This window comes from Crenothrix polyspora (assembly GCF_900163755.1).
In the GTDB taxonomy this organism is placed as follows: Bacteria; Pseudomonadota; Gammaproteobacteria; order Methylococcales; family Methylomonadaceae; genus Crenothrix; species Crenothrix polyspora.
Window position 1 is genome coordinate 1 of the sequence record NZ_FUKI01000117.1, and the last position, 19,675, is coordinate 19,675.

At 45.0% G+C, this 19,675-nt stretch carries 24 protein-coding genes; 4 read left to right on the forward strand and 20 right to left on the reverse strand.

Annotation, left to right across the window (positions count from 1 at the left end):
* The first annotated feature begins 342 nt into the window (after positions 1-342).
* Positions 343-492 carry a hypothetical protein gene (locus tag CRENPOLYSF2_RS18815; RefSeq protein ID WP_176371081.1) on the forward strand — a complete coding sequence of 50 codons (150 nt, stop codon included), beginning with the start codon at positions 343-345 and terminating at the stop codon, positions 490-492.
* Between the two features lie 117 nt (positions 493-609).
* Here the strand turns inward: CRENPOLYSF2_RS18815 and CRENPOLYSF2_RS09580 are convergent, their stop codons facing one another.
* From CRENPOLYSF2_RS09580 to CRENPOLYSF2_RS09665, 19 genes are all read right to left on the reverse strand, one after another.
* Positions 610-879: a DUF2442 domain-containing protein gene (locus CRENPOLYSF2_RS09580; protein WP_087143730.1), complete on the reverse strand. Its 270-nt coding sequence runs from the start codon at positions 877-879 to the stop codon at positions 610-612.
* Positions 880-892: 13 nt separating this feature from the next.
* Positions 893-1,162 carry a DUF4160 domain-containing protein gene (locus CRENPOLYSF2_RS09585; RefSeq protein ID WP_087143731.1) on the reverse strand — a complete coding sequence of 90 codons (270 nt, stop codon included), beginning with the start codon at positions 1,160-1,162 and terminating at the stop codon, positions 893-895.
* 177 nt (positions 1,163-1,339) lie between these two features.
* Positions 1,340-1,633: a HigA family addiction module antitoxin gene (locus CRENPOLYSF2_RS09590; RefSeq protein WP_087143732.1), complete on the reverse strand. Its 294-nt coding sequence runs from the start codon at positions 1,631-1,633 to the stop codon at positions 1,340-1,342.
* A complete protein-coding gene (locus CRENPOLYSF2_RS09595) occupies positions 1,633-1,947 on the reverse strand; it encodes a type II toxin-antitoxin system RelE/ParE family toxin (protein ID WP_336469727.1) in 315 nt (104 codons plus the stop codon). Before CRENPOLYSF2_RS09595 ends, CRENPOLYSF2_RS09590 begins: the two co-directional genes overlap by 1 nt.
* A gap of 90 nt (positions 1,948-2,037) precedes the next feature.
* Positions 2,038-2,475 carry a hypothetical protein gene (locus CRENPOLYSF2_RS09600; protein ID WP_176371082.1) on the reverse strand — a complete coding sequence of 146 codons (438 nt, stop codon included), beginning with the start codon at positions 2,473-2,475 and terminating at the stop codon, positions 2,038-2,040.
* Positions 2,472-2,912, reverse strand: a complete 441-nt coding sequence (locus CRENPOLYSF2_RS09605) for a phage holin family protein (RefSeq protein WP_087143734.1) — start codon at positions 2,910-2,912, stop codon at positions 2,472-2,474. Before CRENPOLYSF2_RS09605 ends, CRENPOLYSF2_RS09600 begins: the two co-directional genes overlap by 4 nt.
* 12 nt (positions 2,913-2,924) lie before the next feature.
* A complete protein-coding gene (locus tag CRENPOLYSF2_RS18820; protein WP_176371083.1) occupies positions 2,925-3,101 on the reverse strand; it encodes a hypothetical protein in 177 nt (58 codons plus the stop codon).
* Positions 3,102-3,159: 58 nt separating this feature from the next.
* Positions 3,160-3,390, reverse strand: coding sequence for a DUF883 family protein (locus tag CRENPOLYSF2_RS09610; RefSeq protein ID WP_087143750.1), 231 nt, complete (start codon positions 3,388-3,390; stop codon positions 3,160-3,162).
* 149 nt (positions 3,391-3,539) lie between these two features.
* Positions 3,540-3,770, reverse strand: a complete 231-nt coding sequence (locus CRENPOLYSF2_RS09615; RefSeq protein ID WP_087143735.1) for a DUF883 family protein — start codon at positions 3,768-3,770, stop codon at positions 3,540-3,542.
* Between the two features lie 14 nt (positions 3,771-3,784).
* Positions 3,785-4,099, reverse strand: coding sequence for a BON domain-containing protein (locus CRENPOLYSF2_RS09620; RefSeq protein WP_087143736.1), 315 nt, complete (start codon positions 4,097-4,099; stop codon positions 3,785-3,787).
* 363 nt (positions 4,100-4,462) lie between these two features.
* Positions 4,463-5,191, reverse strand: coding sequence for a 4'-phosphopantetheinyl transferase family protein (locus tag CRENPOLYSF2_RS09625; protein WP_087143737.1), 729 nt, complete (start codon positions 5,189-5,191; stop codon positions 4,463-4,465).
* Positions 5,154-6,941: a hypothetical protein gene (locus CRENPOLYSF2_RS09630; protein ID WP_176371084.1), complete on the reverse strand. Its 1,788-nt coding sequence runs from the start codon at positions 6,939-6,941 to the stop codon at positions 5,154-5,156. The genes CRENPOLYSF2_RS09625 and CRENPOLYSF2_RS09630 overlap by 38 nt, the downstream gene beginning before the upstream one ends.
* A 166-nt stretch (positions 6,942-7,107) precedes the next feature.
* Positions 7,108-7,947 carry a transporter substrate-binding domain-containing protein gene (locus tag CRENPOLYSF2_RS09635; protein WP_087143739.1) on the reverse strand — a complete coding sequence of 280 codons (840 nt, stop codon included), beginning with the start codon at positions 7,945-7,947 and terminating at the stop codon, positions 7,108-7,110.
* Entirely contained in the window at positions 7,947-9,830 is a 1,884-nt protein-coding gene (locus tag CRENPOLYSF2_RS09640) for an ABC transporter substrate binding protein (RefSeq protein ID WP_087143740.1), read from the reverse strand. Before CRENPOLYSF2_RS09640 ends, CRENPOLYSF2_RS09635 begins: the two co-directional genes overlap by 1 nt.
* Positions 9,827-10,834: a prohibitin family protein gene (locus tag CRENPOLYSF2_RS09645; RefSeq protein WP_140396835.1), complete on the reverse strand. Its 1,008-nt coding sequence runs from the start codon at positions 10,832-10,834 to the stop codon at positions 9,827-9,829. Before CRENPOLYSF2_RS09645 ends, CRENPOLYSF2_RS09640 begins: the two co-directional genes overlap by 4 nt.
* A 139-nt stretch (positions 10,835-10,973) precedes the next feature.
* Entirely contained in the window at positions 10,974-11,162 is a 189-nt protein-coding gene (locus tag CRENPOLYSF2_RS09650) for a hypothetical protein (RefSeq protein ID WP_087143742.1), read from the reverse strand.
* Between the two features lie 130 nt (positions 11,163-11,292).
* A complete protein-coding gene (locus tag CRENPOLYSF2_RS09655; RefSeq protein WP_087143743.1) occupies positions 11,293-12,051 on the reverse strand; it encodes a P-type ATPase actuator domain-containing protein in 759 nt (252 codons plus the stop codon).
* A 547-nt stretch (positions 12,052-12,598) separates the two neighbouring features.
* Positions 12,599-13,681 (reverse strand): hypothetical protein, encoded by a 1,083-nt coding sequence (locus CRENPOLYSF2_RS09660; RefSeq protein WP_087143744.1) that lies wholly within the window; start codon positions 13,679-13,681, stop codon positions 12,599-12,601.
* A 73-nt stretch (positions 13,682-13,754) separates the two neighbouring features.
* Entirely contained in the window at positions 13,755-15,353 is a 1,599-nt protein-coding gene (locus CRENPOLYSF2_RS09665; protein WP_176371085.1) for a YcjF family protein, read from the reverse strand.
* 358 nt (positions 15,354-15,711) lie between these two features.
* Between CRENPOLYSF2_RS09665 and CRENPOLYSF2_RS09670 the strand changes: the two genes are divergently transcribed.
* A complete protein-coding gene (locus CRENPOLYSF2_RS09670; protein ID WP_087143746.1) occupies positions 15,712-16,473 on the forward strand; it encodes a YcjF family protein in 762 nt (253 codons plus the stop codon).
* A gap of 34 nt (positions 16,474-16,507) precedes the next feature.
* A complete protein-coding gene (locus CRENPOLYSF2_RS09675) occupies positions 16,508-17,074 on the forward strand; it encodes a hypothetical protein (RefSeq protein ID WP_140396836.1) in 567 nt (188 codons plus the stop codon).
* 9 nt (positions 17,075-17,083) lie between these two features.
* On the opposite strand, the gene CRENPOLYSF2_RS09680 is transcribed toward CRENPOLYSF2_RS09675, so the two are convergent.
* The gene (locus CRENPOLYSF2_RS09680; protein ID WP_087143748.1) at positions 17,084-17,476 is read right to left on the reverse strand and encodes a hypothetical protein; all 393 of its coding nucleotides are present in this window, start codon (positions 17,474-17,476) and stop codon (positions 17,084-17,086) included.
* Positions 17,477-18,636: 1,160 nt separating this feature from the next.
* Between CRENPOLYSF2_RS09680 and CRENPOLYSF2_RS09685 the strand changes: the two genes are divergently transcribed.
* Positions 18,637-19,413, forward strand: a complete 777-nt coding sequence (locus CRENPOLYSF2_RS09685; protein WP_087143749.1) for a winged helix-turn-helix domain-containing protein — start codon at positions 18,637-18,639, stop codon at positions 19,411-19,413.
* Positions 19,414-19,675: the final 262 nt, after the last annotated feature.

Here is a 19,675-nt window from a genome sequence, read left to right on the forward strand (position 1 = left end):
AAACCCCAGTGCCTTGATTAGTGATTGATGAACTGCTCTATAAACTCTGTAACAGTTTGGCATAATGAATTTACACAAAAATGCGTAAATTTATCAAATTGTTAAAAAATATCAAGTAGTTTTCAAAAAGTGTACGGTAGTGAAACATATTTTATAAATATCCCATGAATAAAGATCATTTAACAGCCTTGGTTCGATACCGTACAGACGGACAGAATTTTGGTGCGTATTATGACGGGTAAGTGTTGGATATCACAATTCAACTTGATGTTTATGGTCATAAAGCCATAACCAAATACAAACTGTAATCAATCGTATAAACATCCTATTTTGGAGAGAGCCATGAAAAAAATTAGACAATTAACCACTAAGGCTACAACTTTTAGTCGCAAAGTAGAAGGCAGGATATTGCCACCGTTGCTTTTATGGATGTTCGGTGTGCCAGGCGGAATTTGTGTGCTTCTTTGGGTGTTTTTCTTTCGAGGCAAATAAGCTAGCGGTGTTTGATAGATGCCATCTTATAATCCGGTTGGGTTGATGCGGTTTCAACCCAACACATGGGGGTGGTAATTGTTGGGTTGCAAAAACCATACAACCCATCCTACGCAACTACAAAATATCCAACATACGGGATGTTGCATCTACTTGCACGAACTCACCACGCTCCAAAATTTGATCTAAATGAAAATCAAACTGATCATTCCAAAAAATCCGTTTATTTTTAAACCTGACGCTCCTGAACAGCGCCGCATCATAAAGCGGTTTATAGCAGGGTATTCGTTCTAATTCCGCCTTAACATTAAAATCAACGACGGATGCATCATCCAGATAAACACGTAAAATATAATTTTCTTTAGCCTCAACATTAATCAATTTCATAAGCCCCCCGTAGTTATCTTAACGGTTCAATGCGTAATGGTTCTTGACCGGATACGGCTAATTTCCAATCAACTATTAAAGACTCTTGGTGTAACTCAATCCAAGCTTGAACTAATCGCGTTTGTTTACGTGGCAAACTACCAGAAAGCACCTCACCTTCCAAAATAGAAAACACTGCCTCATCGTCCTGATATTCAGCATGTATATGAGGCATATTGTGTCTACCATTATCGTAGAAATACATCATGATTTGAATGCCATAAAAAATGGATATGGTTGGCATATTTTAATTCCTTATGTAAGACAGGGTTTGCAACTGCCATTAAGTTATGAAAAATCGCTTAGGGTGGGCAGGTTTTTTTTGCCCATCTTTTTCCTTGCCGTATTGTTCCGTGTGGGCACGAAAAGCATGTAACCCAACGGCCGCATAATTTAAAATTGTGTCCCGGTAAAAGATGTATTATGCAACGCTGAATTCAATTTTTTCCACAGCATCAAGATTAACCGTCTGTCTGGCAATCCAAAGGTCATAATTATCCTGCATCATCAGCCAGCTCTCAGGAGAGCGTCCTAGGGCTTTGGACAGTCGCAAAGCCATTTCCGAGCTGATACCGCTGCTACCGTTTAAAATCCGGTTTAATGTAGAAGGCGCGACATCCAGTTTCGAAGAAAGTTGCCGACCCGTAATACCAAATGGTTCTAGGTAAACTTCTCGAATAAACTCGCCAGGGTGGGGTGGGTTATGCATAATCATTAGTGGTAGTCCTCATAATCGAGTACAAAAGCATGGCCTTCATGAAATTCAAACGTCACGCGCCAATTGCCATTCACCCAAACCGACCCTCTGTTTTGGTCTGAACCTTTTAGCGGATGCAACTTAAAACCTGGGATATTCATATCTTCAAGCGTTGTTGCGGTGTCCAGCGCCACCAACTGCATGCGCAAACATTTCGCGTGTTGCGGCTGAATGCTCGCTGAAGAACCTGAATCAAAGAACTTCTTCAGTCCTTTATGGCGAAATGACTTAATCTTTGAAAAATTGTAGCATGTTGCGCTATGCGCAACAATAGTTTAGCTGTGGAGTGATTTTAATGCCTGCAACGTGTGCATGGTTGTTAGATCGACCTTTGTGTCTAATTTGGCAATCGAGTAGAGCTGTTACTTTCTCGCCCCACCTAATACGGACATATCCCTAACAAGCGGTGCAGATTGACGACCCGATATTGGGGGAACAGTCCTTGATTTATGAAAGATCCTTAATACCCAGGCAATAGGCAGCGCGGTATATAAGGTTTGAATAGAAGTCAAAAGCTTAAGCGCGGTTATCACCGGTGAGGTTTTGGCGCGGGGCGGCTTACTGGCCGTACCGGCTATTTTTTTGGTTTGCCGTCTGGTGAGTTCACCCAGAATAAACCCAAAGCCACCGGCCAGCCACAAAGTCGTTGATGCTGTCATCTGCTGGTGTAGATGATCTGCCAGTACCGTGGTGTACGCATCAATTTTGTCGTGCCGCATGAGGATCTGGCGTTCTGCATCACGGATTTGGGCGGCCAGAAATTTAGATTTACTGCACTTTACCCCATAATGAGCCATCATGGCTGTCCCGTATTTTGCTGTTTTGACGGTATGCCCTGGAAACTGCGTAGTGTCGAGGGGAAGTGCAAATAATGTTTTTTACGGCGGATAATCCCACAGCAAATCAGCGCGAGCAGCAGATTAAACACCACGGCTAACAGTATGGCGACACTTGGCAGTACCAGGTTATTTTCGGTCACCGACAACACTAAGGCGGCCAACAGACCCAGCCAAGCAGCCATCAATAAAATAGCCACCATAACACCGGCCATGACCATACTGACCAAGCTCTCCCCTGCCCGCTGCGTTTCCAAGGCTGCCAGTCGCAAGTGATCAAACCCTAGGCCACGCAGTTCAGCCAACAACGCTTGGGTATCGTCCAGCACACTGGGGGGTTGCGCCGCATCATCTGTCGCTGTCGATGGCCTCGGTGATTTATCTTGACGGTTGGTGTCCATAGCCGTTAATACCTAACGGCCGCTTAACACACGGCTTAGCAAAAATCCCGACACAACCGCAATACCCAGCGACAAGAAGGGGTTTTGACTGATATAACTGCAACTACTTTTAGCTGAGCAACATGAATTGTCCTGCTGCTGGTTAGCGATTTGCTGTGCTAGTTTGACGGCTTTGTCTTTGTTGTCCATGATGGCTACCCGGTCTGTGAGCCGTATGTCTACGGCTCAAGTTACTGTTTGTGGCGGCCTAACGGCCACTCAACACACGGCTTAACACGAAACCTGCCGCTACCGCGATACCCAAAGAAGTAATGGGATTGTCACGGATATAGCTGTGACAGCTGTCCGCCAATTGCTGCTCGGCATTTTTCAGTTTTTCGCCTTTTTCGCCCAGTGCTTCTGCGGCATGGCTGGTGGCACTGGCGATCTTATCGCCTGCGTCATGTACAAAATCTAATGCCTTATCTGCCATTTCCATAATGATTACCTCTATGTCTAAGCCGTCTGATTTTAACGGCATCGGTATTAAAAATATTTAAAGGGGCTGGTTAAGGCGTTTATAGTGCAATATCACCACGAACGCCTAACCGGCTTCTGTTTTGGCTAGTGATAGCCATGAGTTGGCATCTAGCGACCGCTCATGACGCGGCTCAGTAGAAAGCCCGATGCCACTGCAATGCCAATTGAGGTGATGGGATTTTCCTGCACATAACTGCAACAATCCTTCATTAAACGTTGTTCGGCATTTTTCAGTTTTTCGCCTTTTTTGCATAATGAATCTGCTGCATGATTAGTCGCATCGGTGACCCTATCGACTACGTCATGTGCAGAATCCCCTGCCTTATCTATTGCTTTCATGCTGGTTTTCTCCTTTATTTAAGGCGCATGTCGTTCTTAACAGACGTGACACCATTAACATTACGTGCAATATCGGCGGCTTTGTTAATATCGCTACGGGAATTTACAAAGCCGCTTAATTGCACCACGCCCTTGAACGTTTCAACGTTAATTTCGGCAGAACTTAAGGCAGGATCATCCAAGATAGCGGCCTTAACTTTAGCGGTAAGAATACTGTCGTCAACGTACTCGCCAGTACCTTCATGTTTTTGAGTTGACGCACAACCTGCTGCGGTCAATAAAGTCAGTGCCATAAAAAATGCGGATAAAGTTTTAGTAAAAGTTTTCATGTGTAGCTCCATTAATGTGTCAGTGGAATACGACTTTCTTGGCTCACTTCAGTGAGGGATTTATCCTGCCAGTTAAAGCAACTGTATGATTTATGATGCATAAATTATCGCAATCACGCAGTCATCTTGCAGGTAATAGGTAGGTTGCGCCAAAACCTTAAAGACACTTTACGCATGAAATCAGCCCTGGTCTGTACGGTATCGAACATATAGATGGGCAAAACCATCACTGAAAATGCGGAGATTTATTAGAAAAATCGCCCTCGTTCTCCCTTTTTCAAAAGGAGGAGGTGAATACCTAAAAATTTATCTAAAGGTTTATATTGAAATTTTGGGGTGTGCTAGCGGGGGTAACCGAAAATTTTAGGCCTGAAGACAATAGGCAAGATAAATATTATCTTGCAATAGATGCGTACCAACAGACCAATTTTTTCCATCATTGTCACAATGTGCGTCATATAACAAACCCCAGCTTTGATCGATTTTCTGAACAAAAGAAAAGCTTTGCAAAGAGAGGCTAAACCCTAAACCCCGTGCCTTAATATAGGCTTCTTTCAACGTCCAGTAATTGAAAAACCAATGTTCACAGTCAGCCAGACATTTATGGCCTAAGACCGCTTCTGCTTCTAAGGTCGAAAAAACCTGATGGCACAATGACGGTAAGTCTTCCAGGTGCTTACGTCGCTCTACATCCACGCCCACGGCACGATTATTGGCAACCGCACAGGCAACCATGCCGTGGGTATGGGAAAGATTAAAGTGTAGCCAGTGATACCCTGAATTGACAATGGCGGGTTTGCCATAAGGATTGCAGATAAATTGCCAATCTTTGCCCCGTACCGGCGCGTAACAACTCAACACCTGCCGTAAAAACACATGGGCGGCACTGTACAAATCCCGATCTTTGTTAAACTTAAAAGAGGCGGCACGCTGTTGTTCAAACGCATCAAGTACTTCGTTATAAATCCCTGAGTAAAGTTCGGGGCGCAGCAGATGAATATGAAGCTCATCCGCCCCTAATGACAACCGCTGGTTTTTTGCAAGCTCAGCAAAACTATTTGTTGTAGCGTGCGTATAAAAAGAACACTGCATTGGCAAGCCCTACACTGTAAATCAAGGCACTGGCCGTGCCGGTGAGTTGCAGACCCAATTGCCCCATATTGGGCATGGCAAACAGGCCTTCTGTACCAAACAGGGCGACACACACACTGCCCCAAATACCGCCCGCGCCATGTATAGCCACAATATAGGCTGCCCGTACTTGCCACACTTGTTGCAAAATACTTTTACGCAACAGCGTGTAAGTCACATTATGGATAAGCCCCGCAATAGCCCCCACGATGAGCGCTTCAGCAAAATCAAGTGTAGATGCGGTTGCCGAAACCGCCACCAGGCCAGTAACAAAACCACCTAAACTACGGGTGACTTGCCCCTTATCAACACGCGTATAACGGTAATGCAGCAAGGCAGCAAGCCCCCCAGCCGATGCCGCCAGACCAACATTCAGTAGGGTTGGGGCAATTTGGTTGCTGGATATAGACAGGCTTCCTGCGGTAAATCCTGCTACGCTTATGGCTAAAAAAAACAGCGCACTGGCGCAATACACCGGCTCATTTTCAGGATGATCCGGATCGTGCGATGCGGGTTTATGTTTGCCTATACGCCAGAGCCAAGCCAGCACAAAACCCGCTGCAAGGGTGTTAATTGTGGTCGCGCCACCGGCATCCACAAAGCCAATGGCTTCCAGCCAACCTTTATTGTCAGTAATGAAATGCCCTGCCCATGCCCAGTGCCCAAACACCGGAACCAGCAATGTACCGACAAGCAAGGCCAGCAGCAAATGCGCCATACCGGACAGTTGCCGGCCAATCGCCGTATAAATAATCAGAGCAGCGAACAGCACAAAACTGGCTTGGTATAATAGAAATTCTGCAAAAGCAAAAGTCGATTTCAAACTGGGTTCGGTGGCGTTGCCCAGCAATACAAACCCCATTGAGCCCAGCCAGCCGCCGGTAGATGGCCCAAACATAAAGCTAAAGCCTAAGATAAAATAGCCAAAAAACGCCGCCAGACACACCAACAGCACGCCTTGCTGGGCAGTAGCACCATCTAATAACGGCTTGTTATGTTCTTTATTGTTAGCGATAGCAAACGCTATGGGTACAAAAGACACCATGACAATGGCCAGCAATAACCACAATCTATCCAGGTCTTTAATCATACTGATGCGTTCATTTTGCTTGCTGTCTTTTTGTACACTTTGCCCTTGGCTCAGCTTGTCTAATTTTGTACTTAGTTCGGCAATTTTAAGCAAGGTTTCATAGCCTCCAGAAGCATAGTTTTCAATTAAAAACTTTTGTGAACTGACATCGGCAGCATTGGCGTTAAGGCTTCGCTGCAAGGCCGTCAAGTCATTTCTTTTCAGTGTCAACAGATCATTTTGCAGTTTTTCAAGGTTAATACCCTGCGTGGAAATCAGGCTACGCATGTCTTCCAGGTCTACATGTGCATCTTTGAGTTGGCTGCTGATTAAATCAAGTCCATCTTTAATGGTCGCCCGATTAAGGACAGCGCCTTTTTTACTGTTATCAATTTCTTTACGCAATGTGGTTAAAGTTTTCTCAATAACTTTAACATTATCCATGCTGCTTTCAAGTTGCGCTTGTGCCTGGGTCTTGGGTTCTGATTCTGCATCGGTTATTTTTGTGGCCAGTTTGGTTTTATCACTGGCTGCCGGTGTGGATTTTTGTTCGACAACAGGGGGCGAGGTTTGCGCCGGTGTTTTTTCTTCGGCATACGCTGTACTGTGACAACACAGCAGTAGCGCTAGCAGCGTTGTCATTAAGTTAAGGCGGTGTAGTCGGGCATCCCTACTTTTACCCTCTCCCACACGAGAGGACGTTTTTTCCCTTAACGTGATGACAATGAATGCTAGCAGACCGATATAAAACCATGGCTGACAATATTGGCGAGTGCTATGGGTAGAAATCGTTGGCATACGTGGTTCCTCAATGGTTACTTTTAACCGGTTTTACTGATGCTGATGCCAGTAATTCGGTGCAAGCTTTGGTTGTGCTGGCAGGCGGCGCTAATGCAGCATTCAATTGCTTTAACAGGTCGGTATCGTGTTCCCGAACCGCAAGAACTATACGGGTAGTGCTTAAATCCTGTATGTCAGCCGGTGTACTGGTAAGCTCTGCGTATTCATCCAATAGCGTGTCAAAAACCCGGGCTTTAAAAAAAGTTTTCTCGCCCAGAACACCATCAAGCCGATTAAATACCAAATCAATAATTGCCGATTCCAGTAAGGGATAGGCTTTTATATGTGCCACACCGCTGTATTTAGCCACTAAATAGCTATGGAAAACAGTACCTTCTTGTACACCAATGGTAGTGTTTTTGAAATCCTCCGGCTTGGTTCTGGCCGGAGCCTGTTTTTTATGCAGCAACACCGGCACAAGTTGGCATAAGGGTTTGGTAAATTTGAGATGATCGATATTGGGAGGGTGGGTCAATTTGAGCGCATCGACCTTTGGTGGCAACGCAGAATCGAGCAGTAACACGGCATTCAGCTTGATATTCTGTAAATTCAGCAATAAATTTTCAGGCCGACCACCGACAAAATGACACTTTAGATCAAGCTGCTCGCAGGCCGATTGAATTGTTGTTACCAAAAAGCCTTGCGCCTGGCGGTTAGCGTCAAAATAAACGTAAGGCTTGCGATTGTTTTCAATACCAATATACAAAGAGGGCCGTGGGAGTGATGTCTCTTCGGCATGGCCAAAGTGACTACACATGCCTGTCAGGCACAGCGCCAACACGCCCAGTAAGGCTTTACTGTTAGCCATTATTGCGCGGCGTTTGCATCGGGTGTTGTGCCAAGTCCCATATAAGAACTGGGCGATAGCAACAACAAGGTCTCATCAGACACGCCCAGTTTTTGTAATTCTTTCAGGTTAATGGCAATTTCGGGGAAATTTTGCAGGCGCTCACCCAGTTGCTGCACATTCATGCCATGTAACAGGCTACGATAAACCTGCATGCTGCCCAAGCCTAAAGGATCAACATCACTGCGTTTATCCAATACCAAACTCAAGTTAGTGTCGGCTTGCCGACCTTCAACTGACAGGCTGGAACTTTTAAATAACGGTAAAATACGGTTCAACCGGTGGACAAGATTTTCATCAATACCTTCATAAGCCGACACATATTGGGTATCGGTACTGAGCGACAGCTTGCCAAAACAGTTAACCAGCTCGCGCTCAATGGCTTTTCTGTCCAGGGTTGAAAAAGGAATAACGCATTCAAGCAATTTTAAGCCGTGCTTATCAACCATTTGTTTCAGTATGTTGTAGCCAGAGATCTGCCGGCCGCTTTCGGTGTTCTCGTAAATAATACCGATGCGGGTAAACTTAAGAATGGCTTGTGCGAGTTCCAGCAAGGTTATTTTAAGCTCATCCGCAGAAAGACGTTGCGCCATCAGCTTGCTAAAAGGCGCTGCCTTATATTTGTTCGGCTCAGCCTTTAACAGGCTTTTTTCAAAACGCCGCAACAGGTACGGGCTATTAATAGCCGGTAACACATGCCATGCACCGCCTTGCCACACATTAAACAAATAGCGTTTGCCGCGCAGTTCACCGGAGCTATCAAAGGCATGCAAGCCGGTAACGCCTGGCCAGGCTGGCAAGTAGTGTAAAGTAGATGACAGCAGCGGTGGAATAGTGGAACCGGCTTTTTCAATGGCCGTCGCCAATAGCATGATTGAATCGTAGCCTTGTGCTGCATCTATGTCTGCTGCGACAGCGTATTTTTGTTGATACTGTTTGATAAAATTCATGTTTAAAGAATTGTTTTTAGTCGGTCTAAAAACAATGGGTACAATGGTGTTTTCTGCGGCAGCGCCCGCTGTTTCTGTATAGCTGGGTACGTTTAATACCTCATTGCCCAATAAGGGCTTATTAATGCCCATTTCCCGTAACTGCTGGACGATATGTCCCGATGCTTCAGGCCCTGCGGCAATAAAGATGGCATCAAAAGCCTTACTGTTAAACTGCGAAATCAACGGACGGTAGTTGGTTTCTTTGGCAAAAAATGACGAGTTTTGTACCAGATCTATGCCCATCTGGACAGCGAAATCTTCAAATAAAAACGCCAATTCTCGGTTGACATCATCGCGTGAGTATAAGATGACTATTTTTTGGTAACCCAATATATTGGCGACACTGACCAGTTGTTCGGCCATAATTTTGGCGCTGGGCATCATTCTGAATACATACTGAAAATTATGACTGGTAAGACCCTGTGCCGTGGAAAAAGGCGGCATAAACAGAATTTGGCTGCGCTCATAAACCACAGAGGCCGGTATGGCGATATTGGAATCGGCATGGCCTAATACGGCGGTTATTTTTGGGTTGTCGGCAATGCGCCGCAGGGTGTTTTTTGTCGCATCAAACGTGCTGGCATCCTGTTCAATATTGAGTTTTATCGAGCGCCCCAATAGTTTTCCAGAACGCTGGTTAATATTTTCCACCGCCAATTTAATACCATTCAGGTACGTACTCGTACCGTTGATATAAATGCTATTGGCCGGATCTTCAAACACCACAATTTCAATATCACCCTTGTTTTGACGGGCATATTCCAGACGTTTTTTGGCCATCAGTTCAAAATCAGGGCTACTGCACCCGCTCAGGCATACAAGCAACAGCAGCCAAAGATAGCCTGCTTTCATTGGCTATCGCCTTCAGCTGAATCGGCTTTGGCCGAGGTGTTTTTAGGGGCTTGTGGGTTCGGTTTTTTGGTGGCTTTGTCCTCAGCGTTAGCTGCACTGGCTTCTGGGGGAGCAGGAGCAGCGGTAACCTGATCACCGCCTAAAATAATGGGCAAACCATCTTTGCCAGAACCTATCACCACCACTTTGGCATTGGGCGATGCCGCCAGTTTCTGGGTGGCTTCAATGCCTTTATAACGCAACACGGCTTCGGTCAACGATTCATTAATAGCATTATGGTAAGTTTTGACCGCCTCGGCTTCAATTTTTAAGCGTTCGCCCTCCTTGGTTGCGGTTTTTATGCGGAACTCATAAGATTTCATGAATTCTTCCTGTTTCAATTTATCCTCAATGGCGCTGACCATGTCGGGTGGCAACTGGATGCTACGGATAATAATGTCTTCGACTTGTACATAGTTGCGCCCCACTTCGTCAAGGGCAGTTAGAATAGCGTTGGTCAGCAAGCCTTCCTCATTGGTGTAGATTTGTTCCGCCGAATAATGCCCCAGTTGCTTACGCATTACCGATTCAATTTGCGGCAAAATAACCCGATCTAAATAGTTAGGCCCTATGCGTTGGTGCAAAACACCCAGTAACTCATATTCAGGACGGTAACGTACCGCCAAAGATAAATGGATAGTTAGGCCTTTATTGGAGATAACATCAAACTCATGCCGCGCCACCTGTTTACGTACTTCGTAAATATACATGGTATCCAGCGGGCTAATGATGTACAGGCCTTCTGCGTAAATAGTATCGGTTTCTGTGCCGCTAAAACGTCGATACAACACACCCGCCTCACCAGACTGAATACTGATGACGATACGGTTGAAGAAAAATACCAACACCATCGCCGTAATCAGCAACGCGACAATAAAACTCGCTCGCCAGCGTTTCAGCCAGGCTTTAATGCGTGCATACATGCCAATAGGCGCAGCGGGCACCGTCATTAACGTTTTAGACACTTAAGTTCAGGGGCGGGCGCTGATGCCGATAGGGTGTAGCTAATAACAGTGGGTTCATGAATAATTGGTCAGGGAAAAGCGATTAAATCGTAAACCCACCTAAAATTTAAAGACCTTTCAGGTGGGTAATTTCAAGGTATTAAGCGGCCACTAAGGCGGGTTTTTTAGTAAATGTCTTACGTAAAATATAATAAGTGCCCAGCCCCAGTAATGCGCCACCTGCGGCCGCCATGCCAATAGGATGGGCTAAAACAAAGGCTTTGGTAGCACCGGACAAAGCGGCAAAAGAGCCATGTGAACTGGCTGCACCTGCTAATTCTGTTTCCATGAAAATCTCCTTAAACTGTAAGTGAGTGAGTTGTTATTATCAACGCCAGTTTAAAGTAGAGTCAAGGCAACAACCCAGAAGATAGGGCTATAAATTGTTAAGTTTTGTTAATGGCTTGTCAGCGGGGGTATTAATTGCGCTGGACGTACAAACAGCCTGACTCCATTTGTGTTAAGGCAAACACTCTGTCACCAGGACGCTTCGGTACAGATTTCATGGTTTTTTGCAAACTGCATTGACGGATGACACCTAGCCCTTCTATCACCGTGCCTTCCACCAATACCAGGTCGCCGCTGCGTATGACTACAATGTCACCAGGCTGTAATTCACCGAGTGTCACCTCTATTTCAACGCCCTCTTGTACGCGCCAGACCTTGGAAAAACTGGAATCCATCATATGAGAAAAATCAATTTGGGTCAGATTTTTTGTCTGCAATAACAAATTACGTGTCCCAAACACAAACAGAAACATTAAAGAGGCCATCAGCGGGCGACCTGTCACTAATGTCCCCGCCACTGCCACTATTTCAAACGCTGTCATCGGCGATATTCTGGACGTGGCATCGGATTGGTGTAGGGTTTTGACAAAATTATACGTGCTGTAACTGAGTAACGGGATGCTTATTAAAATAGCGGGCGGAAATAGCCACCAGCCGGAAGCCGAAAACGCCAGTGCATACCACGATACGCGCTGGTAATGATGAAGCTCACTCATGTCATCAAACAGTTTATCAGGTTTTTTAGGCGTGCTACTGGCGATAGCGCTTTCTGTCACGGGGGCGGGTAGGCTAATGGTTTGCAAAAACGGTGTCACTTGTCGATGGTCACGCCACAACGCACCCACCACGCCACTGACAAACAAGGGAATAAAAAAAGGGATGTGGAACATGGTATCTCCCAGCGTGTTAACGTCTGATTATTGGGGTGGGCTTAACGGTTTAGGATCAGTAATGCTTGGTAAGCTCATTTACGCAGTATGATAGATGCACGTTGCTTATTGAGGCTAGCAACTTAAAGCGGGACAAAATGTAGGTTGGGTTGAACGCTTTTCTCAACCCAACATTCCCAAGGCCTTGTAAAATTTTGGGTTGCCAAACAGCAGGCAGCCCAACCTACTTGAATGTTATTGTTTTTTTGTCCCACGTTAAGTTGATAGCCGTTTTGCCCACCAGCCAAGCGCGGTAAAATCCTATGTGGGAAGAAAAGCATTGCCCACCCTACAGTTGCAATTGTCCCGTTTAAAGTTCGTAGCCCTTATTGAACCTTTAGAAGCACCCACAAAAGCGGGACGCGTTGCCGTTATCTTTCCAGCAATAAGCGAGTACTCAGTCAATCTGGATATGTCGGGTATGTTTTTAACCCGCGTGAGACCTGCGAGGTTTTTAAAACCTCGCAGGTCTTTGCAACACCCTTAGTATTTACTAAACTCTCATGCTTTAACGTCCTGTTGGCAACACAATGGACGGGCTTTCTTCTTCTTCGCCGGAGCTTGCCAGATTCATAATAAACATCAAAAATGAAAACGTGCTTTTGGAAGTGATGTCGCGGTCGCTGACCGAATACCAATGATCATGGTAAGGCACTGCAACAGACACATCATCTGGCTTGCTGGCGGCTGCGTGGATAACCAGCAATGGGCTAATGATACGATTACCTGCCTGGGTTGCAACCTTGGCCTCAATGGCACGTTTTTCGGTAATATGCTGGCGCGGTACTTCAATAGACGCTGACATATCAACCAGTACATCCATTACCGAGCGGGTCAGGATAGCAATCTCCTTATTATTGGCAGGCATTACACCATAGACAACGGTAAAATCCAGTGTGTTAGGATCAAGTCCCAGCAGATGACGAAACTCATCGAGATTGGCGCGGCTGTTGGCATCTCTTGGCTCGTGCAGGGACAAGATGACGTTGTCTTTGCCATCCACAGAACTAACCCGCAAAGCAATACTGTTGCTGGCTTGCAAGGCAGAAATCAAATCAATGAGGCGGTAAAATGCTGGATTGGGCGGTGTTTCCTTGTCCAGGCCAAAATGGTTATCCTGACCATTGATGGAGTGTACGGTCAGCCGTAAAATCATTTCAGCGGAATAACCTGCCTGTAATAAACCCACGATGGACGGTGTGGGTATGGGGGCCATCATGCGTTTGCCAAATTGTGCCCCGCCCATGGGGGCGTAGGTTACGGTCGGTGCGGTCGTGTACTCAACGTCGCCGCCAAAACTAGCCCCCCAAGTCGCCAAGGAAAGCAGGTCGGGTTTGTCACCCCATGTCCCACCCGCGTTCATACGGGTTGTGAAGCTGTTGGTGTCGATGACCGACTGCACACTTAAGAATATTGGCACATCACCGTAACGTAACTTTACGATATTCAGCAGCATTTGTGTCTTCCACGATTCGCCAATGGCGGCGGTGTAATTGAAGCGATTTTTGATCAGCTTGTCAGAACCAAAATGCGAGCAGCCAGTCAATAGCATCAACGGGATCAACCCTACTGCCAATTTTTTTATTTTCATTAGTATTTCCTTTGCCTATATGCCTAAGTTTATGAGTGTTCTGTACAGTTCTAATGACGGCTTCTGTCATTAATTATTTGGCATGCGTCGCCAAGCCATCTTTTAGGGCTTGCTGAAAATGCTCTCGTTGTTGTTTACCATCAAAATTGTCTAATCCGCCACCGTCCTCAAGGTGTTTGATAAACACTTGGCCTGTTGCATAAATTACCGCGCCCGCCGTTGCTGACAAGCTGATGCCGCCACTCAGCGTGCCTATACCGGGAATGGCTTTACTCATACTGCTGAGCCACATTAACATCGTAGTCGGTAATGAACCGCTGAGCATGGCAACCAAGATGGATTTGCCCCGTTCTTTATTAAACGCCATCCCGTAATGCGCACTCAGATTGTTCAGTAAATTGAGCTGTGTGCCTGTTAAACAGGCCACATCCAGAAAGGGCACTGGCACTGTACTTAATGCCATACCCGCCAGCATGTGTTTTCTAACAATGCCCAAGGCTTGTTGATGTTGGTTGCCACCGTCCACGTCTGCATCAACGGACGTATTGGCTTCAGCGTGAGTGGACAAAGTGTGCAGTTGCTCTTGTGCTGGCAGATCTTCATCATCCGTAGTGGGGCTTTTTTTGCCAGCGCCAAAGCTGAAAAATTTACTAAATGATTTCGCCAAGGTAGGAAGTGGAGCGGCGGTTGCTAACATAGCGTCATCAACCGGTGTTTGAACAACCGGTGTAACCTGTGCTTGTTCAGTTGATGTTGTATCTGCTGGTGAACAAGCATTGTCCTGAGCTTTGTGTGGCCAAAAACCAAAGCCTTTAATTTTATTGATTGATTGCACCAAAGAGTTTGGTTGTGCGGCAAGGGCTGGGGTTGTTGCTGTTTCGGTCAAAACCATCGGCTTAATCTCTGCCAGTAACGGTTGTGGCTGATCCTGATTTTCTGATATGGCAGTGGCTTGATAATAGCGTTTCCAAGCAAGCACACGGGTAAAATGGCCGTGTGCGGCGCGATTAACAGCGGGGGAGACTTCTAGCGTTGTTGCTGAAATAGCCTCGGCCACGGGTGCGTAATCAGCGTGATGCACTAATTTATGTTGTGTTTGTTTTAAATTTTCGGCGTGTGCTAACCGTTTAGCCTTGGCTAACACAAGAGCTTCATTTACCAATAATTGCTTTTTGTTTTTTAAGTGATTGAGGGCGGAATCCACCTCGCCACGCAAAGCATAAAACATCGGTAACTGCATTGATGTTACTGCACTTTGTTCGGTCAGCTGTGCTTGTAACGCCGTCAAATTAGCTATAGCAGGGTCAATATCAGCCGCTTCGGAATCGCGCCAGTGATGTATTTTTTGCTGCAATGCGGTTAGTTTCTGGTAGCGTTTAATCCGTACCTGTTTTTGATAAAACGCTCTGCCTGCCATTGCCAGCATTAATGCGGCGCTTAGGATAATAAGGCTAATTTTAAGCACAACTGATTTAGCTACTAACTCAGTCATTTGTGCTACATACTGTTTAACATCCGAAAAAGTGAGCACTTTTAGGTGTTTTTCCGACAGAAACGTCTGAATATATCGATCAGCAGGCAGCATTATCGACTTAAATTGATAAGCCAACACGAAGCTAATAACAAGAAAAACGATTAGCAGCACACATATTTTTAAGATTTCATACTTCATGACATGATATCTGAGGTAAGCGATACTGCACTTTAGCATTTCTGTTGGGTGGAAAATGTTAAGAAATGTTAATTTTTAACGTGCTTAAATAAGCTTATTTACGCCAAAATCTGCACTATCTCAAATTTGGCACCCGCCCTGTATGACATAAAATAGTAAGCTAAATGTTAAGAAATGTTGTTTTTTATTCCATTTATTCAACCAGATGAAATAATGCGAGAAATTCACAATCTTTTTTTCAAGCTATAAAAATTAAGCCTGTAACACAAGCAGGTTATCACTTTATTCTTGAACGTGCCGGATGCAAACGTATTCGTAACCTCGCAAATTTTTTTTGAATAGCTACACTGATTCAACAATGCACCGGTTTAAAATGTCAGAAGATAATCCCTTTCCCCCACAGCAATTTTCTTTTGCAGATTCGCTTGCCGAACAAGCGAAACTGATTCAGGAGCTCAGTGCCCGTCTCCAGGAAAAAGAAAAACAATTAGCTGCCCTGAGCAACCAAAAATGGCTGTTTGATGAATTGACTTATAAACTTCAGGAGACCGAATCTCAGTGGCAAGCAGCCTGTGGGCAAGTACAAACGCAGCGGCAATTGCTTGACGAATTGACAACAGCGTGCCAGTACGTCGAAATTAAACTGACTGCCGCCTTGTTACACAGTCGGCAAACCATTGCACAAAACATTGTTAAAACCCACATTGTTGCAGGCATGGCGTTGGGATTTATACCTTTACCTGTGATGGATATGGTTGCGTCCAGCGCCGTGCAAGCCAATCTGCTTCGCAATTTATGCACGCATTATACGGTTGATTTTGACGAGCACGTCAGTCGCTGCGTGCTGTCATCCATGCTCAGAGGGGCATTGCCGGTGTTAATGGTATTGGGCTTAAGCAGTCTCGTCAAAATTATTCCTGGCTTTGGCACGTTGGGTGGCGGTATTAGCATGACGCTGTTGGTAGGCGCAACCGTGTATGCCAGCGGGCAAGTTTTTATCCGTCATTTTGAGGCAGGGGGAAGCTTGCAAAATTTTAATAGCCTACATTGGCAAGCTTTTTTCCAACAGCAGTTTGAAGAAGGCAAAGCCTTTATTAAAGCAAACCGTATTAAGGATTGACAATGTATCTTGGACAACCACGGAGAATGGCAGTGTGTCTACGATGATGGGTAGCTTGGCCAGACCAGAGCCATTTTTTATTGAGCATGGCGGTTATTTTCTGCATGGTGACTTATTGCCTAAAGACACTGACAAGTTGCCCGAAATACTGTTTTTACACGAAACGCTGGGTAATGGACGGGCGGAGTTTTTATTGTTACGGCAAATATTATGGGAGTTGTACGGCTTGTCGTCGTGTGCGTTTGATTTTATTGGCTACGCCAGCCTGGGAAAAAGCTTGTCACTGCCGTTATCAGAACGGGTGGCACAAACCAGCGATGTGGTTCACGCTTGTTTTGACTTGCAAGCTTTTAATGTTGTGGCTGTGGCCAACAGCGCTGAGATTGCAAGCTGTTTAACTGAGATTTTCCCAATCTCTCATTGGGTAGCAATCAATCCGGCAGTCGACTGTAAACTCTTGGGTAACAGCCGTTGGCAACGCATAGACATGCCGGTTGAGGCAGGGAAAACGCTAAGCTATTTAAATAATAACATCACGCTTTTGGCTAAAATTGCGGCAAAAATCAACGCGCTTTTAGGGGTAAAGCCGCAGATCAATTAATGTTAACCGCTATCGGCCAAAAGGTACGCTCAAAGAAGGCTGCTCTATTTTAGCTTGGGACACACGGTGGGTTACCAACCAAGCCCCAATGCCTTGTTCAATGTCGATAAACTCTTTCAGTAACGCGTGTCGAAACTCAGCCGTACTGATAACGGCAATGTCTTGTTGATAAATCTGTTGCAAGTGGTGTTCAAACGGGTCAGAACTGTACACGCATACAGAACTGATGGTTTTATGGGCAACGTGTGCTGCACCCTTCCAATCGGCTGCGGCTAAACGCTGCTGTATCTCATCTTTCCGCATACTAATGTGGGGCAAGGCAAACTCAAGCACTTCTATCGCATCGCTTAGGCCAATCGTTTTAACCAACTCAGCCAAAGCCAGTTGTGTGGTATCTGACATTATCTGTCCCTGTAAAAAGTGCATTAAAGCTTACCAAGTACTTTGGTAGTTTGGATTTTAGCGTAACGCAGATCGAAAATTAATAGTAACGCTAAGGCTATGCTGCCTTTTGTTTTGCATTAGACACTAAACAGACCCATCCTACCGATTTATTTGATGGTATGCCAATTTTAAAGCCATTAACCTGAACATACGATGAATAGTAAGATTAGCAAAAAATGGCTTCCCACTTAAGGCGGGACACAGTGCAAGGCCTAACCGTTCGCCCTGAGCCTGTCGAAGGGTGGGTGGTTAAGCCGATCATGGTTCGACAAGCTCACCACGAACGGCTTAACCTGAAACTGTCCCGCCTTACAGCGTTTTCACAGCTCAATAGTTACAGCGTAACCGTTCGCACTGAGCTTGTCGAAGTGTACCGTTCATGGTTCGACAAGCTCACCACGAACGGCTTAACCTGAAACTGTCCCGCCTTACAGCGTTTTCACAGCTCAATAGTTACAGCGTAACCGTTCGCACTGAGCTTGTCGAAGTGTACCGTTCATGCTTCGACAAGCTCACCACGAACGGCTTAACCTGAAACTGTCCCGCCTTAAGTGGGTAGCCCAAAAAATTTAACTATTTTTAAAGTAATAACTGTTATTTTAAATAAGCGCATGATTTTTAACGGCTAACGGTTAATAGTCATAATAATTTACAAAAAATTCAAATAATCGCTATTTTGCTGGAATCCCGTAATAGAAGCGTGTTAAAATTTTTTTCGTAAGTAAGCGCAGTCGTACATATTAAATTTATCTACCTGTAAAACGATTTATGTGTGTATTTTGTTAAGTAGCGTCGGTCAAGATAATAAGTGCAATAATATTTTATTTTCTTATAAGTTACAGCGTTTTCAACTTAGGACAGTTACAGCCACCGTTTGTGCTGAGCTTGTCGAAGCATGAACGACACACTTCGACAAGCTCAGTGCGAACGGTTACGCTGTAACTATTGAACTATGAAAACGCTGTAATAGTTGTTTTATTTCAATATTTTTGTATTTATTATGCCGCATTACTTTTCGAATTATGCTAGCTTTTTTACATCCAGCCCTTTTTATGGCACAACTGTGCATGATGCACTTACGGCCACTTTATGAAGTAAATTTTTAAAGGAAGCATACGATGGCAATAGTTCATAAAAACACAACAAAAACGCTGCTAGTTGTTGATAATGATGAGATTTTGCAATGTTTGCTTTATAAATATTTAACATTACATCAGTTTTCCACACGATTTATGTCTAATGGCAGTGGCTTGCCTTTATTATTGGCTAAAAACCGTATCGATTTGATTGTTATGGATGTTTTGCTGCCCGATAAGAGTGGGCTGTATTGGCTGAAATGGCTGCGTCAGTATCACGTCCATATCCCTGTTATTATCGCCTCTGTTAAAGCTAACGAAGATGACCGGTTACTTGGTCTTGAGAATGGGGCAAAAGACTATTTGATGAAACCTTTTCAGTGTAAGGAGTTGTTGATCCGCATTGAAAACATACTGACCGCACACAGTTATGCCGATAATGATAATCGGTATTTGCACATGGGTGAGTTAACCTTGGATACGGAGACCGGAACGGTGACTAAAGGTGATGATCACGTTAAATTAACCCAACTGGAAACTGATATTTTAAAACTGCTGTATATTAATACCGGTAGCATTATCAGTCGTGATGACATTATGGGGCAAATTCGTGGCACTATCCACAACCCGCTAGACCGCAGCATTGATATTCATATCAACAAGCTCAGGAATAAAATTGAGGATAATCCGGCAGAGCCAACGTATATTCGTACTGTGCGCGGCAAAGGCTACCGCTTACACATACCGGAGTGGCTTTCTACAGATGACGCTATAAAACGCGATAATTTGCAATATGCCGTGTCTGTGTTAGTTAATTGAAGATATTTTTTCCCGTATAAAACACAAAACTTATTATAATAATCCGTGTATTGTTGGGTGATTTTTGTTTTTCTGTGGGGAATTCATGTATAACGACACAATTATATTAGCTTGTAGGGTGGTTTCGCACCAGCAAAGCACCACTCAACACCTACAGCGTTTTCAACTTAGGACAGTTACAGCCACCGTTCGTGCTGAGCTTGTCGAAGCATGAACGGCACACTTCGACAAGCTCAGTGCGAACGGTTACGCTGTAACTATT

Coding starts and splice junctions, on each gene's coding strand:
- CRENPOLYSF2_RS18815 (WP_176371081.1), top strand. CDS start 343: ATGAAAAAAATTAGACAATTAACCACTAAGGCTACAACTTTTAGTCGC.
- CRENPOLYSF2_RS09580 (WP_087143730.1), bottom strand. CDS start 879: ATGAAATTGATTAATGTTGAGGCTAAAGAAAATTATATTTTACGTGTT.
- CRENPOLYSF2_RS09585 (WP_087143731.1), bottom strand. CDS start 1,162: ATGCCAACCATATCCATTTTTTATGGCATTCAAATCATGATGTATTTC.
- CRENPOLYSF2_RS09590 (WP_087143732.1), bottom strand. CDS start 1,633: ATGATTATGCATAACCCACCCCACCCTGGCGAGTTTATTCGAGAAGTT.
- CRENPOLYSF2_RS09600 (WP_176371082.1), bottom strand. CDS start 2,475: ATGATGGCTCATTATGGGGTAAAGTGCAGTAAATCTAAATTTCTGGCC.
- CRENPOLYSF2_RS09605 (WP_087143734.1), bottom strand. CDS start 2,912: ATGGACACCAACCGTCAAGATAAATCACCGAGGCCATCGACAGCGACA.
- CRENPOLYSF2_RS18820 (WP_176371083.1), bottom strand. CDS start 3,101: ATGGACAACAAAGACAAAGCCGTCAAACTAGCACAGCAAATCGCTAAC.
- CRENPOLYSF2_RS09610 (WP_087143750.1), bottom strand. CDS start 3,390: ATGGAAATGGCAGATAAGGCATTAGATTTTGTACATGACGCAGGCGAT.
- CRENPOLYSF2_RS09615 (WP_087143735.1), bottom strand. CDS start 3,770: ATGAAAGCAATAGATAAGGCAGGGGATTCTGCACATGACGTAGTCGAT.
- CRENPOLYSF2_RS09620 (WP_087143736.1), bottom strand. CDS start 4,099: ATGAAAACTTTTACTAAAACTTTATCCGCATTTTTTATGGCACTGACT.
- CRENPOLYSF2_RS09625 (WP_087143737.1), bottom strand. CDS start 5,191: ATGCAGTGTTCTTTTTATACGCACGCTACAACAAATAGTTTTGCTGAG.
- CRENPOLYSF2_RS09630 (WP_176371084.1), bottom strand. CDS start 6,941: ATGACAACGCTGCTAGCGCTACTGCTGTGTTGTCACAGTACAGCGTAT.
- CRENPOLYSF2_RS09635 (WP_087143739.1), bottom strand. CDS start 7,947: ATGGCTAACAGTAAAGCCTTACTGGGCGTGTTGGCGCTGTGCCTGACA.
- CRENPOLYSF2_RS09640 (WP_087143740.1), bottom strand. CDS start 9,830: ATGAAAGCAGGCTATCTTTGGCTGCTGTTGCTTGTATGCCTGAGCGGG.
- CRENPOLYSF2_RS09650 (WP_087143742.1), bottom strand. CDS start 11,162: ATGGAAACAGAATTAGCAGGTGCAGCCAGTTCACATGGCTCTTTTGCC.
- CRENPOLYSF2_RS09655 (WP_087143743.1), bottom strand. CDS start 12,051: ATGTTCCACATCCCTTTTTTTATTCCCTTGTTTGTCAGTGGCGTGGTG.
- CRENPOLYSF2_RS09660 (WP_087143744.1), bottom strand. CDS start 13,681: ATGAAAATAAAAAAATTGGCAGTAGGGTTGATCCCGTTGATGCTATTG.
- CRENPOLYSF2_RS09665 (WP_176371085.1), bottom strand. CDS start 15,353: ATGAAGTATGAAATCTTAAAAATATGTGTGCTGCTAATCGTTTTTCTT.
- CRENPOLYSF2_RS09670 (WP_087143746.1), top strand. CDS start 15,712: ATGCACCGGTTTAAAATGTCAGAAGATAATCCCTTTCCCCCACAGCAA.
- CRENPOLYSF2_RS09680 (WP_087143748.1), bottom strand. CDS start 17,476: ATGTCAGATACCACACAACTGGCTTTGGCTGAGTTGGTTAAAACGATT.
- CRENPOLYSF2_RS09685 (WP_087143749.1), top strand. CDS start 18,637: ATGGCAATAGTTCATAAAAACACAACAAAAACGCTGCTAGTTGTTGAT.